Origin of the sequence: Micromonospora sp. NPDC049102 (assembly GCF_043197485.1) — a bacterium.
Taxonomy (GTDB): Bacteria; Actinomycetota; Actinomycetes; order Mycobacteriales; family Micromonosporaceae; genus Micromonospora.
The window spans coordinates 61,681-87,681 of sequence record NZ_JBICTE010000032.1 but is presented as its reverse complement, the minus strand read 5'-3'; the positions used below and the strand labels follow the sequence as shown (position 1 = coordinate 87,681).

The following is a 26,001-nucleotide window of genomic DNA, read 5'->3' as shown; positions in this document are numbered from 1 at the left end:
GTCAGAAGGGTGTTGAGGTCGGTCGTCACAAAACTGATCCTCAACACCCTTCGTCTATCTCCACCACCCAGGGTCGTTAGGACTTACTCGTCTAGTGCGACAGCAGGTGGTGCGCCTCGTGCGACTCGCGGATCTTGGACCAGGACTTCGGCTCGGCCGGCGGCGCGGCCTTGCGTGCGGCGCTGGCCACGTCGGGGCGGCCGGCGGTGAACAGCCAGGTGGTGAACAACTCGTCCAGGTCCAGACCGGAGATCCGCTCGGCCAGGGCCTGGAACTGCTCGATGGTGCCGTTGCCGTACCGGTGCTCGGCCGTCCACGCCGGCAGGATCGCGAAGAACGCGTCGTCGCCGACGGCCAGCCGGAGCTGGTGCAGGGTCATCGCGCCCCGGTCGTACACCGCGTTGTCGAAGACCCGGTCGGCGCCCGGGTCACCGGGCAGCACCTGCCAGAAATCGTCGTCGGCGGGGTAACTGGCGTAGGTGAAGTCGAAGAGCTCCTGCGCGGTGCCCTCGCCCTGCTCCTCCGACCAGAGCCACTCGGCGTACGAGGCGAAGCCCTCGTTGAGCCAGATGTTGCGCCACTCGGCCACCGAGACCGAGTCACCGAACCACTGGTGGGCATTCTCGTGGGCCACCACGTACGTGTTGGCGCCGCGCCGCCAGAAGCCCGGCCCGTACACCGGGCGGGTCTGCGTCTCCAGGGCGAAACCGATGCCGTCCACCGGCCCGGCCACGCCACCCTGCGCCTCGAACGGGTACGGGCCGAAGATCCCGCTCTCCCAGTCGACGATCTCACCGGTCCGCTCGATGCTGGCCCGCGCGGCCGGCCCGAGCGCGCCCAGCGAGGTGCTGTACGCGTTGATCACCGGCTGGCCACCCGGCGTGGTGTCGGTGACGATGTCGTACTGGCCGATGGCGATGAAGGCCAGGTAGGGCGCGGTGGGGGAGGTGGTCCGCCAGATCCACCGGGTGCGGTTGCCGGCCTCGGCCGCCGGTGGCCTCGGCTGCACGCCGTTGCTGACCACCTCGAGGCCGGTGGGCACCGACACGGAGATGTCGAAGGTCGCCTTGTCCAGCGGGTGGTCGTTGCTCGGGAACCACCACCACGCCGACTCGGGCTCGTTGACCGCGAGCGCCCCGTCATCGGTTCGCGTCCAGCCGCTGTAGCCGCCGACCAGGGTCTCGGACGGAACGCCGCCGTAGCGCACCACGATGGTGAGCTGCTCGCCCCGGGTGATGGTGCGGGCCGGGGTGACGACCAGCTCGTGCGTGCCCGCGGTGCTGGCGCCGGCCTCCCACCCGTTGACCCGTACCGACTCGACGTCGAGCAGGAAGTCCAGGTTGAACGCCGAGAGGTCCTGCGTCGCCGTGGCGAGGATCGTGGTGGTGCCGGTGAGTCGGTCGGTGGCCGGGTCGTAGCGCAGCCGGACGTCGTAGTGCGAGACGTCGTAGCCACCGTTGCCGTAGTCGGGGTAGTAGGTGTCGCCCAGGCCGGGCGCGCCGGGTTGCGGCACGGCGCTGACGACGGGACGGCCCCAGGCCGTCGGGGCGGCCGAAGCGGACGCGCCGGTGAGCATGGTGCCGGCGGTGGTGAGGGTCAGGGCGGCGGTGGCCGCCGTGAGGACTCGACGCACGAGGTGGACTCCCTCCATCGGGTGTTCGCACCGTCAACCTAATCGACAACTGTGAACGTCGCTGGCCTGACAGGCGCGCAACGTGTCACAACCGTCGGCCGCCACGACCCGAAAGCACGGGTCGGTTACTGTGCCGGTGTCACCGCTGTCCGTTAGGGTTTCCGCGGACCGGACGGCCGTGGCGTGGGAGGCACAACGTGGGCAGGCTCGCGTCGGTGTACGGCCAGGCGGTCACCGCCCACCGGGCGGCCCGTTCCCACCTGGACGCGGCCCGGGCCGTGCTCGGCGCGGCACCACCTCCGACGCCGCAGGCCGGTGGGGCCGACCTCGTCGCCCGACTTGCGCGCCTCGGCGCCGCGCTGGCCACCCCCACGCCCGGCGCGGCCATCCTGACCGACGACCCGGTCGCGTTACGGATCGGCGAGGCGTCCACCGAGGACGGCGGGTTCGCTGTGCTGGTGCCGCTCGGCGGCGGCCACCACCTGGCGCTGGACACCGACGCCCGGGACGGGCGGGTCGCCGCGCTGCTGCGGGCGGTGGTGCTGCGGCTGGTGGCCACCGCACCGCCCGGTCGGGTCCGGGTCGCCGGCATCGACACCGCCGCGCTGGGCGCGACCTTCGGTCCGCTGCGCCCGTTGCTCGACGCCGGGGTGCTCGACCCGCCGGCCACCAGCGAGACCGAGGTGGCGGCTCTGCTGGACGCCGCCGAACGGCACGCCCGCGCCGCCCAGCACGCCGAACCCGCCACGCGGCAGTTGCTGCTCGTCGTCGCCACCGCCGCGCCCGCGCCACGCGAGCTGGCCCGACTCGCCGCGCTCACCCACGCCGGCCCGGCCGCCGCCGTCTGCGTGCTCCTCGCCGGGCATCCGTCCCGGCTGCCCGGCGAGACGTCGCCGCCGCTGGGCAGCACCACCGCCATCCGGCTCTCCGAGGGGTACGCGCAGGTCGGCGACCCGCCCGGCATCCCGTTCAGCGCCGACGGCAGCGGTCTCGCCGCACCCGTGCTGCTCGACGGCGATCCGCCGCCGACCTCGGTCCGCGCGCTCGCCGAGCACGTCGGCGCCGCCGCCCGACGCGCAGACGCGCTGCCGTTCGCCGCGCTGCTGCCCGAGCGACGCTGGGCCGAGTCCGCAGCCAACGGTCTGCGCACCGTCGTCGGCCGGGCCGGCCCGGCACCGCTGACCGTCGCCTCCGGCACCGCGTTGACTGTCGCCTTCGACACCATGCTGACTGTCGCCTTCGACGACGTCACCCCGCACTGGCTGGTCGGCGGGCGCACCGGCGCGGGCAAGACCGTCTTCCTCCTCGACGTCCTGTACGGGCTGGCCGCGCGTTACTCGCCCGCCGAGTTGCAGCTCTACCTGCTCGACTTCAAGGAGGGCGTGAGCTTCACCGAGTTCGTGCCCACCGGCCGCGACCCGTCCTGGCTGCCGCACGCCCGCGCGGTCGGCATCGAGTCCGACCGCGAGTACGGCCTGGCGGTGCTGCGCGAGCTGCGCCGCGAGGCGCAGCGGCGTGCCACCGCGCTGAAGCGGCACGGTGTCACCAAGCTCGCCGACCTCCCGCGGGACAATCCGCTGCCGCGCGTCGTGGCCGTCATCGACGAGTTCCACGTGCTGCTCGCCGGCAACGACGCCTTGGCCCGCGAGGCGGTCGACCTGCTGGAGGAGTTGGCCCGCAAGGGCCGCTCGTACGGCATCCACCTGGTGCTGGCCAGCCAGAGCATGACCGGGATCGAGGCGCTCTACGGTCGGGCCGAGGCGATCTTCGGGCAGTTCGCCCTGCGGGTGGCGTTGCCCGGCGGCGGTGGCGTCCTCGACCAGCTCAACGACGCCGCTGCGGCCCTGCCGATCGGCGCGGCCGTGGTCAACACCGCAGCCGGCGCGGTCGGCGCGGACACCGTCGTGCGCTTCCCGGACGCGCACGCCGCCGCCGGCGACCTGGCCGCGCTGCGCCACGAGCTGTGGCAGGCCCGGCCGCCGGGCTCGCGGGCCCCGGCGGTCTTCAAGGGGTACGAGGCGGCACGCGTCGAGGACGATCCCACCTTCGCCGGACTGCGCCCCGGTGGTCGACGTCCCATGGCGCTGGTCGGCCGGACTGTCGACGTGCACGGCACCACCGCACTGTTCCTGATGGACACCACCCCCGGCCGGCACCTCGCCGTCGTCGGCACCACACCGGCCGGCGCGGACGTGCTGCGCGCCGCGACGCTGAGCCTGGCCCGTCAACACACCCCCGGTGACGTCCGGTTCCAGGTGGCCTCTCTGGTCACCGCCGCCGACCCGATCGCCGCCGAGACCGAGGCCACGCTGCGGTCCGCCGGCCATTCGGTGCACCGCCTCGACGCGGCCGGGCTGCGCGAGCGGATCGCCGCGTTGGCCGCCGAGCCGGCTGGCCGGGAATACCTGGTGGTGTTCGGGATGGACGCCGCCGCGCCGGTGCTCGGGGCGTCCGACCCGGTGACGTTCCGCTCCGGCCTGGACGACCTGCGTGCCCTGTTGCGCCAGGGGCCGGCCCAGGGCGTGCACCTGCTCGGCTGGTGGCGTGGCCTGCGCCGGCTCTCCGACGACCTCGGCGGCAGCCAGAACCGGGACGACGTCGCCTGCCTCGTCGCGCTCAACGTGCCCGGGCCCGAGCTGGCCCTGCACCTCGGGGTGCACGACCTGGCCTACACGCCCCGCGCCGACCGGGCGCTGCTGATCGACAGGCACGACCAGCGGACCAGGCTGATCGTGCCGTTTGCCCGTGACGGGCACGACTCGGACGGGGAGCGTTGACGGTGTCCTTCGAGGAGTACGCGGCGCTGGCCCGACAGCTCGCCGACCACCGCCGTGCCGGTGAGCAGGACGCCGCCGCCGAGTCCGCGCGTCGCCGCGACCTGCACGCCGCCGCCGACTACCTGCACCAGCGGCTGACCGCCCAGGGTCAGCGTCTCGATCAGCTCGGCCGCGCCATCGGCGTCGACCAGCCGCCGACGCCCGAGACCTCCGCTACCCCACCCGACCCATGGGCACCGCCCATCCCGCCGACCGCGGCTGGCCCGTCCGCCCCGCCGGCGTCGGCCGCGTCGAGCCCGTGGGCCCCGCCCGGCTGGTCGGCTGCGTCCGGCTTGTCGGCTGCGCCCGGACCGAGGGACGGGGAATCCGACGGCGCAGCCGGCGCGCCGGGGCGGGCGGGTGTCGGGGCGTACCCCGAGCTGCCGGCGGGGCAGGCGCGGCTGGCGCTGCCGACGGCGGTGAGCTCGGCGGGCGTCGGGCTGCCGGCGCAGCGCGCGGCGGCGGTCGACCCGGTGGTGGAGCTGGAGTTGGCCCGGCGGATGGCCGACGAGGCCGACCGGCACGGGCAGCAGGCCGAGCTGCTGGCCCAGCGGCCGGCGCTGCTGCCGACGTGGTCGCCGCTGGCGCGGGCGGTCGCCGTCTACGCGGCCTGCGGCGTGGCGGCCGGCGTGTTGATGCTGACGCTGGTGCTCGCGTCCGGGATCGGCCTGGTCGACGGCTTCACCCTCGGCGCGTGGATCTGCGCGGGCCTGCCGGCGCTGGCGTTCTTCGGGGGCTATCTGGTGCTGGGCCGGTGGGGGAGGCCCGCAATGGTGGCCGGCACGCCGCCGCGCTACCTGCCGCTCGGCTTCGCGATCTGCTTCCTGCTGGTGCCGATGGGCTACTGCGCCTACCTGCTGCTGTTCCGCGCCCTGCGCTGACGGCGTTCATCCGGGCCGCCGCGAAGGACGGCAGCCGCCCGCGCGGGCCGACGGAGTCGCGCGCCGCAGTTCGGTCAGCTCGTGGTCCAGCAGGTCGGCTAGTCGCTCGAAACGGTCGGGCCGATTCTGGCGCGTGATGCCCCGGCTGGGCATCTCGACAGTCATCAACAGGTACAGGTACAGGTGCAGGCGGTAGAGGCTGAGTCGACGCAGGGCGGCCTCGTCGAAGGCCACCGGATCGGTCGCGGCGGCCCGGTAGCCCCGCAGGAACGGGCTCTCGGGTTCGTCCTCCACCCGTCGGTAGATCAGCGGCGACACCAGATCCATCAGCGGGTCGCCGAAGAGGAACCGCTCACCGTCGACGCACCTCGTCCAGCACCGACGCGTACCGCTCGGGCAGCTCCCGGATGCGGTCCGGCGGGATGGGTAGGAGGACGTCCCAGTCCGCCGCGTCGGCCAGCAGCCCGTCGAGCATGGCGGTGAACGCCTCGCGCCACGTCGCGCCGCTCGCCCGAGGGGCGTCGTACCCGTAACGGTCGCCGGTCACCCGGTGCAGCGCGGCGAGCGCGGCTCCGAAGTCGTACCGGGCCGGGCCGTCGTCGAGGCGCTGCGCCGACTCCGACCACTCCCGCACAGGCCCCGCTCGTAGCGCAGCAGCGGCGCGTCGGTCGGCGGGGCCACCTTCAGCACCACCTCGCGTCCGTCGTCGAGCGCCACCCACCACACCGTCGCGAAGCCACCACCCGTGATGGGCGCACAGTCCACCATCGTGTGGCCCGCGCCGAAACGGGCGGCCAGCGCGGCGGCCGGATCGGCGTCGACCCGAGCCGCGTGCAGCCCGGCGAGCAGCTCACCCGCTGTCGCGCTGGCCGCCGCTGTCCCATCGGCTGCCAGACCCGCGTAGACCAGGCCGAGCGCCCGCCAACACTCGGTGACCGCCTCCTGCCAGGGCAGAATCCGGCCGGGTGGACCCGCGCCGTGCGGGTGCGCACCGGCCCGGTCGGCGGCGGCGATTGTGGCCAGCCAGGCATCGCGCAGGTCGTCCACCGCGTCGCCGTGGCGCACCTGCGCGGCCCGCTGCCCGTCGCGCGAGCCCGGTGGTCCGCCGTTCACTGCTCGGCCTCCGCGGTGGCCTCGACCAGGCGGGCGAAGAGGACGTCGGTGCACGGATAGTCCGCTCCGCAGCCGCAGACCCACCTGCGGACCACGCGCGGCGGGTGGGCGAAGAGAGTGTCGTCGGCATCCTCGACGTCTTGCTCGGACATGAGCCGCCGGGCTGGCGGAGGTACCGGTGATGGTGGGTCGGTGGGCTGGTCGTCGGGTCGATCGGGCATCGGGTACTCCCGTCCGGTCGTCTCCTCGCTGGTCAGGGCGTTGCTCGTGCCGGCACGGACCGGTACGGGCCGGTGCCGGCGGCGATGCGGTGGGACGGCGTGCGGGCGCGCCCGGCCGGACGGGGGGACCGGCCGACCGGGCGCCTTACCTGTGCGGTGGGGAAGAACCAACTCCGGTTTGCAGACCTGGGAGACACCGATGCCCGCCAAAGCCAAGTGGGCGCTGATTGCCGACGGCATCCGCGCTCAGATTCAGTCCGGCGAACTCGCGCCGGGTGACAAGCTGCCCTCCACCTCGGAGTTGTGCCGTCAGCACGACGTGTCCGCCATCGTTGTTCGCCAGGCAATCAATGCGCTCAAGGTAGAGGGCCTGGTAGAGGGCGTCGGAGGCGTGGGGGTGTTCGTCGCCGACCGTTGACCGCTCGGCCCCGCAGTCGCGGTGAGTCCTTCGAGATCTTGGACAGTTTCCGTTAGCTCAGAACGAAAACTGTCCAAGATCTAGTGAATCCGGTCGGGGTTTCTTGATCACTTGATGCGTACCAGTTGTCGAGTGCCTGCGGTGACTGGTCAGGATCAAGTGATCTTCGCGAAGGGCGTCCCGCGGGTCACGAATGGGCGATCGAGCGGTCGCGCTGAGTGCGCGGATCTCGTACGCTCCCTTGTGGTCTCCGCCGGTGCGGTGGTGGAGGCGATGGTCGACCAGGGGAGGATGCGCGTGAGCGCAGCACAGATCATCGCGAGGTTGGCGGCGGCGTCGCAGAAGCTCGACGAGGCAAAGGCCAAGACCGCAGCGGCGGCCCAGGACGCGGCCGAGGCGCGGAGCCTCGTGGCTGGCGCTCTGGAGGGCGTGGCGGCCGGCCCTCTCGTCGGCATGATCGACGCGTACCGCCAGGCACTGGCCCAGGCGTCTCAGGGTGGCGAGCCGGCCAAGCAGCACGTCCAGGAGACGATCGCCAAGGTCCGCGCGCTGGGAAACTGAGCACGGGTGGTGGTGGCGCCGCCCATCACCCACCCCAGCCCACGGGTAATTGACGAGCCCGGAGTGCTCGCGGGGGAGTCACCGCGAGCACTCCGGGTAACGGTCAGCGGGTGATGCGGACCTCGCCGTCGAAGCGCGGCGAGTAGTCGCAGTCGATCTCGGTGCACAGCTCGATGCCCCCGTTGACAAGCGCGATGCCCCGGTTGAAGGCGTAGCCTCCGGCCTCCGCGTACACCCGGCCGGTCACGGCCTGCGCCGCGCCGGTGCAGTAGACGGGCGCCCAGCCGCTGCCATAGGCGACGTGGTTGTCGGAGCGCTGACGCAGACTGAATTCTGCGCCGCCGTTACGACCCGACTCGCAGGTCACGGTGATGGTGATGTCGACGGCGACGCCGCGTGCGACCAGTTTCGCCGAGGTGACCTCGACGGTGGTGGCCGCGCTCGCCGGAGTCGGTGCGAGCAGCGCGAACAGGGACAGGCAGAGCAGGGCGATGGTGGTGGTGACGCGGCGCACGGCGGTCCTCCTCAGTGGAGTGGGTGCGTTTCCACGGTCACCGTAGTCATCGCCGGGCCTCGCCACCATCGATCGATCGTGGGGTGCTGGGCGCCGTCGGGTGGGGCGGATGGACGGTACATCGCTCCCGGGGAGCCGCACAGCGGCGCGGCGGTGGTCAGGGGCGGCGCAACGGCCCGGCGGCGGTCAGGCGCGCGAGCGGGGCAGGCAGCACTTCTTGTACTTCGTGCCCGATCCGCACCAGCAGGCGTCGTTGCGGCTCGGCGGCCAGGAGGTGACGCCCGCGTCGTCGAGGCTGTCGGCGTACTCGTCGAGGGTCTCCTCGTCGATGGCGTCGGCGCCCGCGAAGGCCGCGAGACCCTCGACGCTGCCCGCCACGATGCCCAGGTCACCGCCGCCGAGGCCGGACGCGTCGACGAGGGCGCGCTCGATCTGGGCGCGGTGCTCGTCCCAGGTGGCCGGGTAGCTCTCGGCCAGTGCCGGCCAGCGCGCCAGCAGCGCCTCGAACTCCGGCCTCGGCCAGAACAACAGCGTCGCCGGACCGTCGTCGAGCGCGTCGGCGGCGTGGCTGGTCGCGTCGCGCAGCCGGTCGGCGAGGTTGTCGTACTCGTCGTGCGGGAGGCCCATCTCCTCGCGCAGGTCGTGCCGCCGCTGGGCCAGGCCGTAGATCATGGCGGCGGCCGCGTCCTGGGCGTCCTCGGACTCGTGCTGATGGGTGCGACTGCGGCTCACCATCGTGTCGAGCGCCTGGGTGAGCCAGTCGACAGCCGTCTCGGCGTGGCCGGACTCGGCCAACTCCTGGACCAGTTGGACGGCGTCGGGGTCGGTCTCCAACAGCGGACGCAGGTCGCCCAGTTCGGCCAGGCCCTCGTCGACCCGCCCGAGGCGCAGCAGCAGCCCGCCGCGCACGGCGCGGACGAAGGTGTTGTCGTCGGGCTGCTCGGCGACAGCGCGGGTGGCCAGCGCGAGAGCGTCCGCCAGGTCACCCGCCTGCTCCAGGATGTCCGCGGCGACCAGCAGCGCGTAGCCGGTCTCGGCGGGGTCGGCGACCCTGCCCTCGTCGACGGCGCTCACCAGTTCGGTGACCAGCGCCGCCGGGTCCGGGCTCCCGGCTCCCAGGGAACCGATCTCTTCGATTCGCGCGGTGGTCAGCAGTTCGGACATTGGCACATCCTGAGGAACGACGGGTGGGCGGTCAGCGTACTCCGAAGCATGTCGCAGCCCGGGCGGCGAACCGCCCGGGCTGCGCCGCGGACCTCAGCGGGTCGCGGGCATGGTGGCGAACTCGCCGGCTAGCTCGGACTCGACGATCGTCGCGGCGGACGGCCGGCGACCGGCCGACGCCCGCCGGGCGGACGGGACGGCGAGGGCCGCGAGCGCGGCGGCGAGGGCGATCGCGGTGAGGAGGAGAAATCCCGCCGTGAAGCCGGCCTCCCGGGGCAGGCCGCTGGCCTGCGGGTGAGCGGTGATCACGCCGCTGACCACGGCCGCGCCGATCGCGCCGCCGATGGTACGGATGTTGGCGTTCATACCGGTCGCCACGCCGGTCTGGCTGGCGGGCACGCTGGCGACGATGAGGTTGGCCGTCGACGCGAAGGCCAGGCCGATGCCGAGGCCGACCAGGCCACCGGCGGCGGCGACCTCCCAGCGGGTGTCGTGCGCGGTGGCGAGCATCGCGGACGCGGCCACGTTGAACGCCGCGCCGGTCGCGAGCTGAGCCTTGGCGCTGAACACGGCCTGGAGCCGGCCGGCGAGGATGCCCGCGACGAACATCGCGACGAGCATCGGCAGCATGAGCAGACCGGCCTGGCTGATGCTGGCGCCGAAGCCGTAACCGGCCGCGGTCGGGGTCTGCACGAACTGGGGCAGGAACGCGTACACGGAGAACATCGAACCGCCGTAGAGCAGGGCGACCAGGTTGGTGGTCCAGACGCCGGGCAGGCGCATCATCCGCATGTCGACCAGCGGGTTGGCCGAGCGCAGTTCGGCGGTCAGCCAGCCGGCCAGCAGCACCACGGCGAGGGCGAGCAGGCCGAGCACCCGAGTGCTGGTCCAGCCCCAGGCCGCGCCCTGGCTGATCGGCAGGAGCAGCGCGACCAGCCAGCCGGAGAGCAGCAGCGTGGCCCGCCAGTCGATACGGCCCGGGGTGCGCACCGGTGACTCCGGGATGAAGAGGTACGCGGCGACGGCGGTCAGCCCCACCACGACCATCGGGATCCAGAACAGCCACCGGTAGTCCAGCGCGGTGACGATCGGGCCGGCCAGGACGACGCCCAGGCCACCGCCGGCGGCGACGATCGCCGAGATGGCGGCGACAGCGCCGGAGACCCGCGCGGCGGGGAACTCGTCCCGGATGATGCCGAACGACAGCGGGAAGACCGCGCCGCCGATTCCCTGCACGACCCGGGCGACGATGAGGACGCCGATGTTCGGCGCGATGGCGGCCACCAGGCAGCCGAGGGCGAGGGCGGCGAGCGAGACGACGAGCATCCGCTCCTTGCCGATCATGTCGCCGACCCGCCCGAGGATCGGCGTGAAGATCGACGCCGAGAGCAGGTAGGCCGTCAGGACCCAGGTCACGGTGTTCTGGGAGGTGTGCAGGTCCTGCTGGATGGTCGGCAGCACCGGGGTGATCAGCGACTGGAGCATCGCGAAGAATCCGGCGCCGGCCGCGAGCACGGTGAAGGTGAGCCGACGCGAGCTGCGTCGGGAGGTCACTGCCACGAGAGGAAACTCCTGAAATGGTACGGAAGGAGGTGTGTGTCGCCCGTCGTCGGAGGCGGGCGGGTTGTCGGGTCCGGGCGATCGGGTGGCCAGGCGGATCGGGCGGGTCCCGAGGTAAGCTATCCGGAGGCAGGCCTCCGGGAGTTCCGGAGGGGTGCCTCCATTAAGCTAGCGGAGGGTTGCCTCCGGATGCAACCAGAACGAGGTGACACACGTCATGACCACGGCGGGGCAGGTGCCCGAGGTCTTCGCGCAGCGGCCCAAGCGGGCCGACGCGCGGCGTAACTACGACGCCCTGATCGCCGCGGCGCGCGACGCGTTCGCCGAGAACGGCGCGGCCGCCTCCCTGGAGGACGTGGCCCGTCGGGCCGGGGTGGGCATCGGCACCCTCTACCGCAACTTCCCGACCCGGCGGCACCTCTTCGAGGCCGTCTACGTCGAGGAGGTGCGTGCGCTGAGCCGCTCCGCCGAGGACCTGTCCGAGCTGCCACCGTGGGACGCCCTGGTCGCCTGGCTGCACCGCTTCGTCGCGTACGTCGCCACCAAGCGGGCCCTCGCCGAGCAGTTGCTGCACGACTCGGAGATCTTCGGGACCTGCCGGACGGAGATCTACGCCGCCGGTGAGCCCCTGATGCGTCGCGCCCAGGCGGCCGGCGTGGTCCGTGACGACATCGGCTTCGACGACGTGGTGCGGCTGATCAGCGGGCTCACCATGGCCCAGTTCCCGTCGGCCGAGCAACGCGACCGCGTCCTCGGTGTCGCCCTCGACGGGCTACGCCCCGCGGCCGCCGCCCGCTGACGACGTTCCCTCGTCGACCAGCACCAGCCACTCGTCGTCGAACCGCTCGACGACGGTGCCCGCCGGCCACCGGTGACCGGGATCGACGGCCGCCCGAGCCTGCTCGACCTGCGGCGGTCGGCTGAACTGCGTGTCGCGGAAGCTGGCCATGCGATGGAATCGGGCCCGGCCGAAGTTCGCGGCGTCGGTGAAGCGGGCGCGATCGAAGAGCGCCTCCGCGCCGAAGATCGTCCAACGGAACAACGCCATGTGCGCGAAACGGCCGGAGTGGAAGCTGGCCGACCCGCCGAACTCGGTGTGCTCCATCGACAGAGCGCCGTCGAACACCGCCTCCTGGAAGGTGGTGGCGTCCTGGAAGCGGGTCGCGTCGAAGCTGGTCGGCTGACCGAACGTCGCGCGGCGAAATGAGGTCGGCCCGACGAAGTGGGACCGTCGGCAGGACAGGCCGTCGGTGAACTCGGCTCCGTCGAAGCTGGCGAGGCCGCGCACACGGATGTCGTCCAGCACGACCTCACCGCCGGCCGTGAGGCCGTCGAACACCACGTCGCCGAGGGTCGCCGAACCGAGCAGCAGCCGCCCCCTCGTCGTCGCGCCCGCGAAGGTGGTCGTGCCGGTGAACGTCGCCCCCGTGAAGGTCGCGTCGACGAGCGTGCAGCCCGCGGCGTCGAAGTCGACGAGCGCGGCGCCGGTCAGGTCCAGCACGACGTCCGGCCAGTGCCCCGTCTCGTCCTGGGCGCGCAGGTGCCGGGTCAGGACCCGCTGCGCTGTGCGCCGGACCTCCGTCTCGCGCGGTTCGTCGTCCGGTGACGACATCCGCAGGTACGCGCAGAGCACCGCCGCGATCGTCGACCGCTGCGACGGATTGTCCTGGCCGAGGCGTTCCAGCGCGTGCAGTCCGCCGAGGCGTACGGCGGCGCTGTCGTTGCCCAGCAGCTCGACCGCCCGGGTGTAGAGCTCGGTCAGCCGCCGTTCGGCCGCGTCGTGTTCCGCCGCCGTGGACTGTCGGTCCTGGTGGCGCTGCGCGGCGTCGGCCACCGACTCGGCGTGCGCCTGCACCCGGTCCCGGTGCGCCTGGTCGCGGGTGGCGACGGCCTCCTGGTGGCGCTGCGCCCGCTCGGCGATCCACTGCCGTCGGGCGGCCAGCAGCAGGGCCAGCCCTCCGCCGGTGCCGGCGACAACGGTCAGGCCGGTGCGAATCGCGTCGATGCGTAGCGTGGCCCGGATGTCCGGCTGGATGGCCCGGTCGGCCTCGCTGCGCAGGAGGCCGAGAACCAGCCAGCCCAGCGCGGCGGCGAGCAGCAGACCGACGAGCACCAGCCACCAGGGCATCACCCGCAACTGGCGTTCGGGGGGTTCATCGGCAGCCACGGCGACAGCATGCCACCGGTCGTCGCGGGGCGGGGGAGCGTGGTGCCGGGGCGTCCGCTGTGGAGTGTGACCGGTTTGCCGGTTTGCGCCTCCCCCCGGAGGTGCAGCCATGCTGCTCCGAAAGACCGTCCTCGTCGTGCCCCTGGCCGCTGCCGCCCTGCTCGCCTCGGCCGGCACCGCGTCCGCCGCCCCCGCCCCCGTCGCTCCGGCCCCCTCCTCGGCCACCACCACCGCTGCCGCCGCCAACCCGGTCATCGTGGTCGGCGGGCTCAGCGGCGTCGCCGTCGCGTACGAGCCGATCGCCGCCCGACGGCTACCGGACCTACATCTACCAGCTTCCCGGGCTGGGCCTCGGTGACATCCCCGCCTCGGCTCGGGCGTTCGCCGGGTACGTCGAGCAGGTGCGCGCCAGCACCGGCGCGACGAGCGTCGACCTCGTCGCCCACTCCGAGGGCGGTCTGGTCAGCCGTTACTACCTCAAGCGGCTCGGCGGCACCGCCACCGTCGGCAGGTACGTCAGCCTGGGCACACCCCAGTACGGCACGTACGTCGCCACCATCGTGGCGTTCCTCGGCCTCGGCAGCTGCGCCGGCGTCGTGGCCTGCCAACAGATGACAATCGGCTCGGCGTTCCTCGCCGACCTCAACGCCGGCGACGACACCCCCGGTTCGGTGCGCTACACCACCATCCGGACGGTGCAGGACGAGCTGGTCCGCCCGACCGGCAACGCCACCGTCAACGACGGCGCGACGAACGTACTCGTCCAGGCGTACTGCCCGTTGCGGGTGGTGGGGCACCTGGGCCTGGTGCTCGACGGTACGGCGTACACCATCGTGCGCGGCGCCCTCGTCGACGGCCCGGTGCGACCCAACTGCCTCGCGGTCTGACGGCTCGGCGGTGCGGTGGTCCCGCGGGGACCGCCGCACCGGGCCCGCCACGGCAAGTGTCGGTTGCGTGACGATCCCGCAAAACGGTGTGGCAGGCATCAGGTGTCCTCGATAACCTGCTGCGGCAGTCCACTCCCGACAGTGGATGCCATCGTCGAGAGGGAGCAGCAGGCATGACCGAGCCGCACCGCGTGCCGCCGGAGAGCACACCGCCGACAGTGCCGCAGCTCGACGTCCGGGCCGCCGAACCCCCGGCCGCCGACGCCCCGCCGCCCACCGGCGGGTTCGCCGACCGGCCACCGGGTTACCCGAACGCCCTGGTCTGGCTGCGCGCCGGGATCCTGCGGGACTGGCGGGGCGTGCTCGGCGCGTTCGTCGCCACCTGGTTCTACCTGCCGATCGCGCTGCTCCTGGCGTTCTGGGGTGGTCTCAGCTTCGCCGCCGTCGGCCTCTTCGCCGGCGGCGCCGGCGCGGACGACCAGATCCCCACGGTGCTGCGCGACGCGCCGCTGATCGGCTCGCTGCTGGACGCGTTCCTCAGCCGCTCCGGCGGGATGCTGGGCGGCGTGGCCGGGTTCGTGGTCGGATTCCTCGCCGGTTTCCTCGCCGTGCTGGTGCTGCCCTGGCTGACCGTCGTGGACGAGCCGCTCGCGCTGCTCACCGGCCTGATCGGCACGGTCGTCGCGGCGGCGCTGATCGGCGTCGTCTACACGCTGTACCGGGTGCTGCTCGAGCCGAGCCTGCTGGTGGTGTCCGGTGCGCGCCAGCCCAGCCGCCGTGAGAACGCGCGACTGCGCCCGATCCTGGACGACTGCGCGCGACGCCTCGGCCTGCCCAGTGTGCCCCGGCTGCTCATGGAGGACGATCCGGTCCTGAGCAACGCCCGCACCTACGCCCGGCACGTGGTGGTCACCACCGCCGTGCTCACCGAGCCGGACGACGCGGTCGCGGCGCTGCTCAGCCACGAGCTGGTGCACTGGCGCACCGGGGACGAGATCACCAGCGCCTTCGTGCGCGGCGTCGGCCTGCCGCTCACCCTCGCCCACGCCCTGCCGACCTGGCTGATGCGGACGTTCCCGCACCCGGCGACCAACTTCGTGGTGTTCCTGTTCTTCTGGCCGGTGCTGCTCACCATGCGGTACGTGGTGCTGCCCCTGCACGCCCGCGACGTGCGGGCCGCCGAGTACCGGGCCGACCTCGGCGCGGTGCTGACCGGGCACGTCGACGGGCTGCGGCGCATCCTGGAACGGCGGCTCTCCTTCGAGAGCGGGCGCAGCGGCTGGGACGAGGCTGTCTGCGCCACCCACCCGCCGCACGAGCTACGGCTCGACGCCCTGGAGCGGGTGTCGGTGGCGGGTGCGCCCGCCCAGGCAGGCGTACCCGCCGACGTCGCCGCGTCGGTCACCGCCGAGCGGCTCTTCGGCCACAGCGGCCCGGTCGGCTCCCGCCGCACCTGGCTGCTGGTCGGCGTCCTCGCCCTCGTCGCCTGCCTCGGCGCCAGCGGACTGAGCGTGATCCAGTGGGCGTTCTTCCGTCCCCAGGCGACGGTCGACGGATTCTTCTCCGCGCTCGCCGACCGGGACAGCGAGGCCGCGCTCGACCACCTCACCGACTCCGGCGCCGACCACAAGCTGCTCGCCCAACTGCTGCGCGGCAAGGGCTACCAGCCACCCACCGACGTCGAGGTCAAGACGGTGGAACGCGAGGACGACACCGCCACCGCGACGGTGGCGTACCGGTTGGGCGACGCGCCGCAGACGGCCACCCTCACCCTGCACCGCACCGAGGAGACCACCGCCGGTCTGTTCCACGGTTGGCGGTTGGCCGGTGGGCCGATCCCGCTCAACTCGTCGATCGCCGAGCCGGGCGTACGCCTCAACGGGGTGGAGCTGCCGGTCGCCACCGAAGGCCCGCCGCTGGTGCTGCTCCCCGGCCTCTACAGCGCGACCGGCCCGTCCAGCGCGCTGAGCGAGACGCCCACCGAGACCCTGCTGGTCGGCCCCGGGGAGGGCTCGGCGATCCTGGACCTGGCCCCGGTGCTCAAGCCGACGGCGGTCGAGGCCGTCCAGACCCGGGTACGTGCCTGGCTGGACGAGTGCGCCAAGCAGACGATCGCCGCCCCGTCGGGCTGCCCGTTCCGCTACTACGGCGGGTCCGCGCAGAAGGTCACCTGGAAGATCCTGGAGTACCCGAAGGTCGCCGTCGAGCTGACCGGCCCGAGCACCGCCCGGGTGTCCACCCCACTGGAAGGTCAGGGCCGGGTGCAGGTCAGCGGCACCACCACCTACTTCGGCACCAGCTCACCGTTCAGCGACGACAGCGCGCTGACCGTCTCGGGTCTCGCCACCGCCGACGGGGACGCCGTCACCTTCCAACCCGCCTCCGACTGACCGGGAGACCCACCGTGACCGACAGCGACACCGCGCGGCTGCCCATCCGGCTGACGATCAACCCCCGGCAGCGGCAGCCTGCGGCGGTCGACCTGCTGACCTGGATCCACCGCCGTCCGGAGTACCGGCCGGTGGTCCGGGCCGCCGGTGGTGGCGGGGGACGGCCCGGCTTCAGCGACGCGGTGATCATCGCGGTGCTGGCCCAGGGGCTGCTGCCGGGGCTGTTCAACCTGCTGCAGTCCTGGGTGGACCAGCAGCGCACCGAGGCCAGCATCCGGATCCAGTCCGGGGACACCGAGGTGGAGTTGCAGGTCAGCGGACGGACCGACTCGGCCCGTCTGCTGGCCCAGGCCACCGAGGCGCTGCGCGCCGCCCAGGCCACCGAGGCGTTGCGCGCCGCCCGCGAGCCCGGCCCGGACGCCGTCGACTGAACCGGCGGCGTCCGGACCAGCGACTCAGCTCGCCTTGGCCAGCGCCTCGAACTCGTCGTCGGTGAGCCGTACGTCGGCGGCGCCGACGTTCTCCTCCAGGTGCGCCACCGACGACGTGCCGGGGATCGGCAGCATCACCGGCGACCGGCGCAGCAGCCACGCCAGGGCGAGCTGCGCGGGCGTCGCGCCGTGCGCGGTGGAGATCGCGTCCAGCGGGCCGCCCGGCCGGGCCAGCTCGCCGGTGGCGATCGGGTACCACGGAATGAACCCCAGGTCGTTGCGCTCGCAGTAGTCCAGGACGTCCTCGGAGCCGCGGTTGGCGAGGTTGTACTCGTTTTGCACCGAGACGATCTCGGTGATTGCCCGCGCCTGCTCGATCTGCTCCACGCTGACCTCGGACAGCCCGATGTGCTGGATCTTGCCCTCCTGCTTCAGCAACGCCAGCTCGCCCAACTGGTCGGCGAGCGGGACCTGCACGTCGATCCGGTGCAGCTGGTACAGCGGGATGCTGTCCAGGCCCAGGTGCCGCAGGCTCAGCTCGCACTGCTGGCGCAGGTACTCCGGGCGGCCCACCGGACGCCAGTCACCCGGGCCCGAGCGGGTCAAGCCGGCCTTGGTCGCGATGACCAGGTCGTCGGCGTACGGGTGCAGAGCCTCGCGGATCAGCACCTCGGACACGAACGGCCCGTACGAGTCGGCGGTGTCGATGAACGTCACGCCCAGCTCGATTGCTCGGCGCAGCACCCGCAGAGCCTCGTCCGGGTCCTTCGGATCGCCCCACACACCCGGGCCGGTGAGCTGCATCGCCCCGTACCCGAGCCGGTTGACGGTGACGTCGCCACCGATCCGGTATGTGCCGGACGCCTTCGCGGGCTGCTTGCTGATGTCGGTCGCCATACGTACATCCTTCCTCGTCTTCTCCGTGGCGGGGCGGGGACGCCACCGGAACCACCTCGTGATCGTTCCCCCGGAGCGGCCCGCCATGCCGTCGTCCGCCCGATCGTGTGTCGGGACACGACAACGATGACCCCTAGCGCCCGTCGTGTCCGGTCTGCTACGCCTGATCCGAGTCCGTGCGGCCGGCCGGGGGAGGCGCGATGTGGCGACGGTTCAGACCTGACCCGGTGGGTCGGCTACGGGACCGGCTGGACCGCTTCGCCGCCACCGGCGACCCTCGGGTGGTCCTCGACTCCGGCGCGATCCGCGACGCCGAGGCCGTCGTCGACCTGGTGACCGAGACGCCCACGGACCGGCCGCTGCCCGACCGGGTCGCCGAGGGCGTGTCCCTCCTGGCTGGTCTGCACTGGTACCGCTACCGGTTGCTGCCCGCGGGCGAGGACGCCGACGACCTCGACCAGGCGCTGCGGCTCACCGAGTTCCTGCTGCGCTTCGCGCCGGAACGGGTGCCCCCGCCGCTGCTGGCGTTACTGCGCGCCCAGCACGCCCCCGGGGGATCGCCGCGGCCCGCCCGCGCGGCCACCGCCGCCCGCGACGACGCGTCGAACGCCCGGTACGTCGAGGCCGTCCTGCTGATGGCCGCGGCCGAGAACAGCCGTGACTACCGGACGGCCGACCAGGCCGAGGCGCTGCTGCGGCAGGCGTTGGCCGGCACGCCGGCGGGTGCGCCGGAGCGCCTGCACTACCTGTCGGCCCTCGGGCGGGTCCACCGCGACCAGTTCCAGCATCTCGGCCGGCGGCGCGCCCTGGCGGCGGCCGTCGAGGCGCACCGGGAGAGCCTGGAGGCCACCGGCATCGGCGATCCGGAACGTCCCGTACGGCTGTTCAACCTCGGCAACGTCCTGGGTGACACGTACGAGGTGGACCGCGACCCCGCAGCGCTGGACGAGTCGATCACAGCGCTGCGCGATGCGGTGCGGGCCGCTGCCCCGGGCGCGCCGGTGCGCACGATGGCGCGGATGAACCTCGGCCAACGGCTGCGCGACAGGTGGCGGCTGCACCGCCGGCCAGGTGACCTCGACGAGGCGGTCGACGCCTTCGCCGCCGCCCGGGACAGCGCCGATCCCCGGGTCGCCGCGCTGCACGGCGCGGCCCTCGCCGAGCGGTTCCTCCGCGACCGCCTGCCCGCCGAACGGGACGCCGCCATCGAGGCGTACCGGTCGGCGTTGACCGGGTTCGGTGGGCTCGACCCGCAACTCGCCGGCACCGCCCAGGTCGGCCTCGCCACCCTGCTCGCCGAGCGGCACCAGGCCGCCGCCGACCCGGCCGACCTCGACGCGGCGATCGACGCGTACCGGGCTGCGGCCGGCTCCGGGACGACACCCGACGGGATGGACGGCGACGAGCTGCGGCACGTCGCGGCCGGTCTGCTGGTGAGCCGGTACGAGCTGCGGCGGCGGGCCGACGACATCACCGAGGCGGTGCGGGTGCTGCGTGCCGGCGTGGCCGCCGCGCGAGACCCCGTGCAGCGGGCGCGCCGGCTCGCCGACCTCGGCCGCGCGCTCGCCCTGGGCCACGCCGACCTCGACGGGGTGGACGCGCTGCGCGCCGGCCGTGACGCGTTGACCGAGGCGGAACGGCTGCTGCCCCGTACCGATCCGCTGCGTCCGCACATCCTCAACAACCTCGGCAACACCCTGCGCGAACTCGCCGACGTGGCCGGGGAGCCGGCCCTGCTGGAGTTGGCTGCGGTCGCGTTGCGATCGGCCGTGGCTGCCGCCGCGCCGGACGACGCGTCCCTGCCCCGCTACCGCTCGAACCTCGGTCTGGTGCTGCACGCGCTGTTCGGCTCCACCCAGGACCTGGCGACCCTGACCGAGGCGATCCAGGTGTTGGCGCAGGTGATCGACACGACGCTGCCCGGTCACCCGGACCGCCTGCCGGCGCTGACCAACTACGGCTCCGCCCTGAACCGCCGGGTCGAACTCTTCGTCGACGGCGCGCTGCCCGCCGGTGACGGGTCCGCCGACGAGGTCGCGGCCGGCGTCGCCCGGGACTCCGAGGCCGCCGTGGTCGCGCTGCGCGAGGCCGCCGAGCTGGCCGAACACGAGGCCGACCCCACCGAGTACGCCCAGACGGTCGGCACCCACGCGCTGGCCCACCTGCTGCGGCACCGCCTGCACGGTGACCCGGCGGCGCTGGACGAGGCGGTGCGGCTGCTCGATCTACTGAGCCGGCGGCCGCTGGCCGACGCGGACCGGCACCGGATCCTGACGAACCTCGGCAACGCCCTCCTGCTGCGTCACCAGGCCAGCCACGCCGACGCCGACACCACCGCCATGCTGACCGCCTACCGGGGGGCGGTCGACGAACTGCCCCCCGAGCACCCGGCCCGCACCATGTGCCTGAGCAACCTGGCCACCGCCCTCGAAGCGGTCGCCGCGGCCGCCACCGATCCCGACGCCGTGGCGACGGATGGGTCCGGCGCGGATGGCTCCGACGCGTTGGCCGAGGCGACCGCCGCGCTGCACGCCGCCGCCCAGGTCGAGTCCGCGCCGTCGCTGCTGCGGGCGTCGGCCGCCAGCCGGTACGCGTCGCACGCCGCCCAGGCCGGTGACCTGTCGGCCGCGCTCGACGGGTACACCACCGCCATCGAGCTGATCGACCTGGTGGCCTGGCACGGTATGGACCCCGATGACCAGACCCGCCTGCTCGGGCGTTTCCCCGGACTGGCCAGCGACGCCGCGGCGGTCGCCATCGCCCTGGACCGCCCGGAGCGCGCGGTCGAACTGCTCGAGTACGGCCGGGGCGTGCTGCTCACCCGCGCCCACGACGCGGGGGCCGACCTGGCCGCGCTTCGCGCACAGGCCCCCCGCCTGGCCGCTCGCCTCGCCGACCTCCAAGCCGCCCTCGACGACTTCCCGATGCCGCGGGCGGGGATGTCAGCGCCGCCCGGTCTGGTGTCGGCTGCTCAGGTGGTGTCGACGGTCGGGTTGACTGGCGAGGGCGTGTCGGGCACCGGGGCCGGAGTGACGCCGGAGCAGCGGTACGACCTCGCCACCCGCCGCCGCCACCTGCTGACCGAGATCCGTGACCGCCCCGGCTTCGCCGACTTTCTCCGTCCGCCGCCCTTCGACGAGCTGGCCCGAGCCGCTGCCGCCGGCCCGGTGGTGCTGGTCAACGTCGCCTCGCGGCGCTGCGACGCGCTTGTCGTCGCCGACGGTCAGGTCACCGTGGTGCCGCTGCCGGAGCTGACCCTGGCCGAGCTGGTCGTCCGGACGGTGAGCTTCCTGACCGCGATCGCGGAGCTCACCGAGTCGCCGCCGGCGGACGTACCGGAGCCGCAGGTGCGCCGTCGGCACGCGGTGGCCCGCGCCGGGGTCGCCCAGACCCTGGACTGGCTGTGGCGCGTCGTCGCCGCACCCGTACTCGACGTGGCCCTGTCCGCCGACGCCACACCCGGGGTGGTCGGTGGCGGTCCTCGGCTGTGGTGGTGTCCCACCGGCGTGCTCACCCTGCTGCCGCTGCACGCGGCCGGTCCGCTCGATCGTGCCGAGGGGGTGCTCGACCGGGTCGTCCCGTCGTACACGGCCTCGCTGCGGGCGCTGACGCACGCACGGCGGGGCGGCACGGAACAGCCCGGGCCGGTCGACGCGGCGCTGTTCGTCGGCATGCCACAGACGCCCGGCCTGGCCGATCTGCCCGGCGTCGCGCGGGAGGAGGAGATCGTCCGGCGGCACGTCCCCCGGGTGCGTTCCCTGCTCGGCCCGGTGGCCAGCCCGGCGGCGGTGCTCGCCGCCCTGCCCGAGCAGCCCGTCGCGCACCTGTCCTGTCACGGTACGCAGGACCTGCGCGCCCCGGCCCGGGGACGCCTCGGGCTGGCGGGCGGCGCGCTGAGTGTGCGGGACCTGTGGCGCCCGGCTGGCCGCCCGGCCGCGTTGGCAGTCCTCTCCGCCTGCGAGACGGTACGCGGCGGAGCCGCCCTGCCCGACGAGGCGCTCACGCTCGGCACGGCGTTCCAACTGGCCGGCTTCCGGCACGTCATCGGCGCGCTGTGGTCCATCTCGGACACGTTGACGGTGCGGCTCTGCACCGACCTGTACGACGGATTGGCGGTGACCGGAGGGATCGACCCGGATCGCGCCGCCGTGGCCCTGCACGCGGCGGTCCGTCGCCTCCGCGCCGCCCTGCCCGACCATCCGGACACCTGGGCCGGCTACGCCCACCTCGGCCCCTGACCTCCCAGACGGTGGCGAGCAGCCCGGTTGTCGCGCCCTGCGCGGCGGCTCGGAGCGCAGCCGGGCCGCTCAGGTCGCGTCGACCGGCAGGCTGACGGCGGGGGAGTGGGTGGCCGGGGAGGCGGGGGCGTACCAGGTCACACCGACTGCCGCGACCAGCAGCGTGGTGCACAGCAGCACCAGGCCCACGCCCGTGCGCAGGGACCGGACCGCCGCCACGGCCTCCAGATGATCACCGAGAGGGGCCGGCGGGAGAGCCGCCACCGGGGTGACCGTCAGCCGGCCGTGCGCCGCGCGCAGCAGCGCGAGCGCTCCCGCCACACCCGCGACCAGCGCGGCGAGCAGCAGCACCCCGACCAGCGCGCCCCAACCCGGCGCGAGCGTGCTCACGTCGGAGCGACCCCGGATCAGGCTGAACCCGACCAGCGCCACCAACAGGCCACCGAGGCCGTTGCGCCAGGCCACCGCCGCCGCTCGTACGCGCTCCAACTCGCCGCGCAGCAGGCCGGCCAACTGCTGCGCACGGCGCAGGTCGGCCACCGTCGCGGGCGGACCGGGACGAAGACGGATCACGCCTCGACCTCCAGCCGCAGCGTCCAGTACGCCCCGCAGCCCCGCAGCCCCGCGGGACACCCCGGGTGCTCGGCCTCGCACTCGCACAGCAGCGTCCGGTAACCGCTGTCGGAGATCGCGGCGTCCTTGCGGTACACCTCGTCCACGAGGGTGGTGGTGCTCGTGTGGCCGCACCGGGGGCAGCGCCCGCTGAGCACCACCGCGAACTCGAACGCCTCGGGGCGGAAATCCGCCGCGGCCCGCGTCGCGTAGGCCTCGTCGGTCACCTCGGCGTACGGCAGCGGGCTCGACGCCGGCTCGTCGTCGCGCATCCCGACCTCCCGCCACCGACACCTGGACCGTCCACCGTAGCCGGTGACCACACCGGCACAGGTCGACGTGCCGTGTCCGCATCTCCTCGCACCCCGGGGACCGGCCGGGGGCAGTTGCGCGGAGCGACCGGTACCGCCCTCGTCGGCGTGCGACGCTGGGCGCGTGCCGGTGACGCCGGCCCGGGCGGCCGGCCCGGTGCGTGCCGGCGTGACGGCGGAGGGAGGACCATGGGGCAGGTGCCGCAGGTCGACTTCGCGCTCGACACGTACGAGTGCATCGTGATCTATCCCGGCGCGGCCGGACGGGCCCTGCCCCCGAAGACCGTGCAGCGGTTGCAGGCCGAGCACGCCGAGCACATGCGGGCGTTGCAGCGCCGGGGGATCATCCTGGTCGCCGGCTCGGTGGACGGCCCGGCCCGTACGCCGGAGCCGCCGATCGGCTTCGGGCTGGCCCGCACCGGCAGCGTCGAGGACGTACGCAGCGTGCTGGAGGCCGACCCGGCGGTGCAGGCCGGCCTCTACCGGGTGGACGTGTTGACCTTCCTCTGCCCGGCTGGCTCGCTGGAGTTCCCGCTGGTCAAGACCAGCGGCTGACCGTCGGCCCGTCGAGGGTGTCGTACTGGTGACGGTGGCGCGGCACGCGTCGGTGCTACGGTCGCGCGAACCGGGCGTGCCCGCGCCCGGCCGGGCTGCCTTCGAGGGCTGCCGGGAGCGCCCCGACACCGCCCCAGCGTGGAGGCGTACCATTCCCGGCGCGCGGTCGCCGTTGCCCGTCGCCACAACGTTCCGGTGCGCTTGCGCCCGCCGGCCCGACGCGTGCCACGCGTCGTTGGACACCTGTTCCACTGCCTGCAAGGGGTCGGCCCCGAGTCCGACCCGAAGGAGAGACTAGCCTGATGGGCGTGACACGCCGCGCGAAGATCGTCTGCACTCTTGGTCCCGCCACCTCGTCGCCGGAGCGCATCCGGGGCCTCGTCGAGGCCGGCATGAACGTGGCGAGGCTCAACTTCAGCCACGGCAGCCACGAGGACCACGAGGCCGTCTACCGGCTGGTCCGGGAGGCGTCCGAGGCCGCCGGCAAGCCGGTGGCGGTCCTCGCGGACCTTCAGGGCCCCAAGATCCGGCTCGGCAAGTTCGCCGACGGCCCGCACGAGTGGCGCACCGGTGACTCGGTCGTGATCACCGGCGACGACATCCTCGGCACCAAGGAGCGGGTCTCCTGCACCTACACCAGGCTGCCGCACGAGGTGAAGCCCGGTGACCGGCTGCTGATCGACGACGGCCGTGTCGCCGTGGAGGTCACCGACGTCACCGGCAACGACATCCGTTGCCTGGTCACCGAGGGCGGCCCGGTCTCCAACAACAAGGGCGTCTCGCTGCCCAACGTGGCGGTCAGCGTGCCCGCCATGTCGGACAAGGACGCCGAGGACCTGCGCTTCTCCCTGGGGCTCGGCGTCGACCTCGTGGCGCTGTCCTTCGTCCGTTCGGCCGAGGACATCAAGCTCGTGCACAGCATCATGGCCGAGCAGGGTGTGTTCCGGCCGGTGCTGGCCAAGGTCGAGAAGCCGGAGGCCGTGCAGCACCTCGAGGCCATCGTGCTTGCCTTCGACGGCGTGATGGTCGCCCGCGGTGACCTCGGTGTCGAGATGCCACTGGACGAGGTCCCGTTGGTGCAGAAGCGCGCCGTGCAGCTGTGCCGGGAGAACGCGAAGCCGGTCATCGTGGCCACCCAGATGCTCGACTCCATGATCGAGAACTCCCGCCCCACCCGGGCGGAGGCGTCCGACGTCGCCAACGCGGTGCTCGACGGCGCGGACGCGGTCATGCTGTCCGGCGAGACGAGCGTCGGTAAGTATCCGGTGCTCACCGTCAGCACCATGGCCAAGATCGTGACGACCACCGAGGCGGGTTCGATCGGCGTGCCGCGGTTGCAGCACGACCCGCGTACGCACGGTGGCGCGCTCACCGTCGCCGCCTCGTCCATCGCCCGGGCCATCAACGCCAAGGCGCTCGTCGCGTTCTCGCAGACCGGCGACACCGTGCGACGGCTGTCCCGCCTGCACTGCGACCTGCCGCTGCTGGCCTTCACCCCGGTCCCCGAGGTGCGTGACCAGCTCGCCCTCACCTGGGGCGTCGAGACCTTCCTCATGCCGTTCGTGCAGCACACCGACGACATGTTCCGCCAGGTCGACCAGGCGCTGCTCGGCCTCGACCGGGCCAACCCCGGCGACTACGTGGTGATCGTGGCGGGCAGCCCGCCCGGCACCCCCGGCTCGACCAACACGCTGCGCGTACACCAGCTCGGTTCGCTGGTCGACGCCGCGTCGGCGCGGGCGCTGCAGTGAGCGACGGTCGGGTCGCGGTCGGCCAGGCAGCTGTCGACCAGCTGCTGGAAGTGCTGGACCTCGACCCGACCGGGGACATGACCTTCCGGGGGATGAGCCCCCCGGTCGGCCCACAACGGGTGTACGGCGGCCAGGTTGCCGGTCAGGCCCTGGTCGCCGCCGGCCGCACGGTGGATCCGGAGCGGTTCGTGCACTCGCTGCACGGCTACTTCGTCCGCCCCGGCGACCCCGTCGAGCCCATCGAGTACCAGGTGGAGAACATCCGCGACGGCCGGTCGTTCTCGGTGCGCCGCGCGGTAGCCCTCCAGCACGACAAGCCGATCTTCTTCATGTCGGCGTCGTTCCAGCGGGCCGAGGAGGGGTTGGACCACCAGGCTCCCGCCCCGCTGGACGTACCCCCGCCGCAGGACGTGCCGACCATGTCCGACCGGCTCTCCCGTTACCCGGAGCGCCTGGGAATGTGGGGGCAGATCCCCCGCCCGATCGACGTGCGCTACATGGGGGAGCCCGGTTGGGTCCGTCCCGGTGACCGGCCGGCCGACCCGCACCAGCGGGTCTGGATGCGCATCGACGGCAAATTGCCCGACGACCCACTGCTGCACGCGTGCGCCCTCACCTACGCCTCCGACCTCACCCTGCTGGACTCGGTGCTCTCCGTGCACGGCGAGGTGTGGGGGCCGGGTGGCGTGGTCGGCGCGAGCCTGGACCACGCGCTGTGGTTCCACCGGCCGTTCCGCGCCGACGAGTGGTTCCTCTACGACTGCTGGAGCCCGTCCGCGTCCGGCGCGCGCGGGCTGGCGACCGGCCGGATGTTCACCACGGACGGCCGGCAGATCGCCAGCGCCGTACAGGAGGGTCTGCTGCGCCGCGTCGGCGCCTGA

At 73.4% G+C, this 26,001-nt stretch carries 23 protein-coding genes and 1 pseudogene; 12 read left to right on the top strand and 12 right to left on the bottom strand.

Annotated elements, in window-relative coordinates:
- Positions 1–91: 91 nt before the first annotated feature.
- Entirely contained in the window at positions 92–1,633 is a 1,542-nt protein-coding gene (locus ACGFH9_RS25455; RefSeq protein WP_393223772.1) for a M1 family metallopeptidase, read from the bottom strand.
- 197 nt (positions 1,634–1,830) lie between these two features.
- On the opposite strand from ACGFH9_RS25455, the gene ACGFH9_RS25450 reads away from it, so the two are divergent.
- Positions 1,831–4,410 carry an FtsK/SpoIIIE domain-containing protein gene (locus tag ACGFH9_RS25450; RefSeq protein ID WP_393223769.1) on the top strand — a complete coding sequence of 860 codons (2,580 nt, stop codon included), beginning with the start codon at positions 1,831–1,833 and terminating at the stop codon, positions 4,408–4,410.
- A 2-nt stretch (positions 4,411–4,412) separates the two neighbouring features.
- Positions 4,413–5,330, top strand: a complete 918-nt coding sequence (locus ACGFH9_RS25445) for a hypothetical protein (protein WP_393223766.1) — start codon at positions 4,413–4,415, stop codon at positions 5,328–5,330.
- Positions 5,331–5,336: 6 nt separating this feature from the next.
- Here ACGFH9_RS25445 and ACGFH9_RS25440 read toward each other — a convergent pair whose 3' ends face one another.
- From ACGFH9_RS25440 to ACGFH9_RS25425, 4 genes are read right to left on the bottom strand one after another with little or no spacing between them, the layout of a single operon-like run.
- The gene (locus tag ACGFH9_RS25440; RefSeq protein WP_393223763.1) at positions 5,337–5,657 is read right to left on the bottom strand and encodes a hypothetical protein; all 321 of its coding nucleotides are present in this window, start codon (positions 5,655–5,657) and stop codon (positions 5,337–5,339) included.
- 25 nt (positions 5,658–5,682) lie between these two features.
- Complete coding sequence (locus ACGFH9_RS25435; RefSeq protein ID WP_393223760.1) at positions 5,683–5,877, bottom strand: hypothetical protein; 195 nt, start codon at positions 5,875–5,877, stop codon at positions 5,683–5,685.
- On the bottom strand, positions 5,874–6,443 hold the full coding sequence (locus ACGFH9_RS25430) for a hypothetical protein (RefSeq protein ID WP_393223757.1): 570 nt from the start codon (positions 6,441–6,443) through the stop codon (positions 5,874–5,876). The genes ACGFH9_RS25435 and ACGFH9_RS25430 overlap by 4 nt, the downstream gene beginning before the upstream one ends.
- The gene (locus ACGFH9_RS25425) at positions 6,440–6,595 is read right to left on the bottom strand and encodes a hypothetical protein (protein ID WP_393223754.1); all 156 of its coding nucleotides are present in this window, start codon (positions 6,593–6,595) and stop codon (positions 6,440–6,442) included. Before ACGFH9_RS25425 ends, ACGFH9_RS25430 begins: the two co-directional genes overlap by 4 nt.
- Positions 6,596–6,863: 268 nt before the next feature.
- Here ACGFH9_RS25425 and ACGFH9_RS25420 point away from each other — a divergent pair, with 268 nt between their 5' ends.
- Entirely contained in the window at positions 6,864–7,082 is a 219-nt protein-coding gene (locus ACGFH9_RS25420) for a winged helix-turn-helix domain-containing protein (RefSeq protein WP_393223751.1), read from the top strand.
- Positions 7,083–7,379: 297 nt separating this feature from the next.
- Positions 7,380–7,643, top strand: a complete 264-nt coding sequence (locus ACGFH9_RS25415) for a DUF6244 family protein (RefSeq protein ID WP_007462863.1) — start codon at positions 7,380–7,382, stop codon at positions 7,641–7,643.
- A gap of 103 nt (positions 7,644–7,746) precedes the next feature.
- Here ACGFH9_RS25415 and ACGFH9_RS25410 read toward each other — a convergent pair whose 3' ends face one another.
- The 3 genes from ACGFH9_RS25410 to ACGFH9_RS25400 all read right to left on the bottom strand — a co-directional run bounded on the left by ACGFH9_RS25410 (position 7,747) and on the right by ACGFH9_RS25400 (position 10,881).
- Positions 7,747–8,157, bottom strand: a complete 411-nt coding sequence (locus tag ACGFH9_RS25410) for a hypothetical protein (RefSeq protein ID WP_393223748.1) — start codon at positions 8,155–8,157, stop codon at positions 7,747–7,749.
- A 186-nt stretch (positions 8,158–8,343) separates the two neighbouring features.
- The gene (locus ACGFH9_RS25405) at positions 8,344–9,321 is read right to left on the bottom strand and encodes an SEC-C domain-containing protein (protein ID WP_393223744.1); all 978 of its coding nucleotides are present in this window, start codon (positions 9,319–9,321) and stop codon (positions 8,344–8,346) included.
- Positions 9,322–9,414: 93 nt separating this feature from the next.
- Positions 9,415–10,881, bottom strand: coding sequence for an MFS transporter (locus ACGFH9_RS25400; RefSeq protein WP_393223741.1), 1,467 nt, complete (start codon positions 10,879–10,881; stop codon positions 9,415–9,417).
- 217 nt (positions 10,882–11,098) lie between these two features.
- Here ACGFH9_RS25400 and ACGFH9_RS25395 point away from each other — a divergent pair, with 217 nt between their 5' ends.
- Complete coding sequence (locus ACGFH9_RS25395; RefSeq protein ID WP_393223738.1) at positions 11,099–11,680, top strand: TetR/AcrR family transcriptional regulator; 582 nt, start codon at positions 11,099–11,101, stop codon at positions 11,678–11,680.
- On the opposite strand, the gene ACGFH9_RS25390 is transcribed toward ACGFH9_RS25395, so the two are convergent.
- Positions 11,654–13,048, bottom strand: a complete 1,395-nt coding sequence (locus tag ACGFH9_RS25390; protein WP_393223734.1) for a pentapeptide repeat-containing protein — start codon at positions 13,046–13,048, stop codon at positions 11,654–11,656. The genes ACGFH9_RS25395 and ACGFH9_RS25390 overlap by 27 nt on opposite strands.
- Positions 13,049–13,157: 109 nt before the next feature.
- Here ACGFH9_RS25390 and ACGFH9_RS25385 point away from each other — a divergent pair.
- From ACGFH9_RS25385 to ACGFH9_RS25375, 3 genes and pseudogenes are all read left to right on the top strand, one after another.
- Positions 13,158–13,935: pseudogene (locus tag ACGFH9_RS25385) on the top strand (esterase/lipase family protein).
- 173 nt (positions 13,936–14,108) lie between these two features.
- The gene (locus ACGFH9_RS25380; protein ID WP_393223731.1) at positions 14,109–16,325 is read left to right on the top strand and encodes a M48 family metalloprotease; all 2,217 of its coding nucleotides are present in this window, start codon (positions 14,109–14,111) and stop codon (positions 16,323–16,325) included.
- A gap of 14 nt (positions 16,326–16,339) precedes the next feature.
- The gene (locus tag ACGFH9_RS25375; protein ID WP_393223728.1) at positions 16,340–16,756 is read left to right on the top strand and encodes a hypothetical protein; all 417 of its coding nucleotides are present in this window, start codon (positions 16,340–16,342) and stop codon (positions 16,754–16,756) included.
- A 24-nt stretch (positions 16,757–16,780) separates the two neighbouring features.
- Here ACGFH9_RS25375 and ACGFH9_RS25370 read toward each other — a convergent pair whose 3' ends face one another.
- Complete coding sequence (locus ACGFH9_RS25370) at positions 16,781–17,653, bottom strand: aldo/keto reductase (protein WP_393223724.1); 873 nt, start codon at positions 17,651–17,653, stop codon at positions 16,781–16,783.
- A gap of 200 nt (positions 17,654–17,853) precedes the next feature.
- On the opposite strand from ACGFH9_RS25370, the gene ACGFH9_RS25365 reads away from it, so the two are divergent.
- On the top strand, positions 17,854–21,891 hold the full coding sequence (locus ACGFH9_RS25365; RefSeq protein ID WP_393223721.1) for a CHAT domain-containing protein: 4,038 nt from the start codon (positions 17,854–17,856) through the stop codon (positions 21,889–21,891).
- A gap of 69 nt (positions 21,892–21,960) precedes the next feature.
- Here ACGFH9_RS25365 and ACGFH9_RS25360 read toward each other — a convergent pair whose 3' ends face one another.
- Positions 21,961–22,464: a hypothetical protein gene (locus tag ACGFH9_RS25360; RefSeq protein WP_393223718.1), complete on the bottom strand. Its 504-nt coding sequence runs from the start codon at positions 22,462–22,464 to the stop codon at positions 21,961–21,963.
- A complete protein-coding gene (locus ACGFH9_RS25355; RefSeq protein ID WP_393223715.1) occupies positions 22,461–22,775 on the bottom strand; it encodes a hypothetical protein in 315 nt (104 codons plus the stop codon). Before ACGFH9_RS25355 ends, ACGFH9_RS25360 begins: the two co-directional genes overlap by 4 nt.
- Before the next feature lie 228 nt (positions 22,776–23,003).
- Between ACGFH9_RS25355 and ACGFH9_RS25350 the strand changes: the two genes are divergently transcribed.
- The 3 genes from ACGFH9_RS25350 (at position 23,004) to ACGFH9_RS25340 (ending at position 26,001) form a co-directional block, all read left to right on the top strand.
- Positions 23,004–23,369, top strand: a complete 366-nt coding sequence (locus tag ACGFH9_RS25350) for a YciI family protein (protein WP_393223712.1) — start codon at positions 23,004–23,006, stop codon at positions 23,367–23,369.
- A gap of 302 nt (positions 23,370–23,671) precedes the next feature.
- Complete coding sequence (pyk, locus tag ACGFH9_RS25345; RefSeq protein WP_393223709.1) at positions 23,672–25,120, top strand: pyruvate kinase; 1,449 nt, start codon at positions 23,672–23,674, stop codon at positions 25,118–25,120.
- Complete coding sequence (locus ACGFH9_RS25340) at positions 25,117–26,001, top strand: acyl-CoA thioesterase (protein ID WP_393223706.1); 885 nt, start codon at positions 25,117–25,119, stop codon at positions 25,999–26,001. Before pyk ends, ACGFH9_RS25340 begins: the two co-directional genes overlap by 4 nt.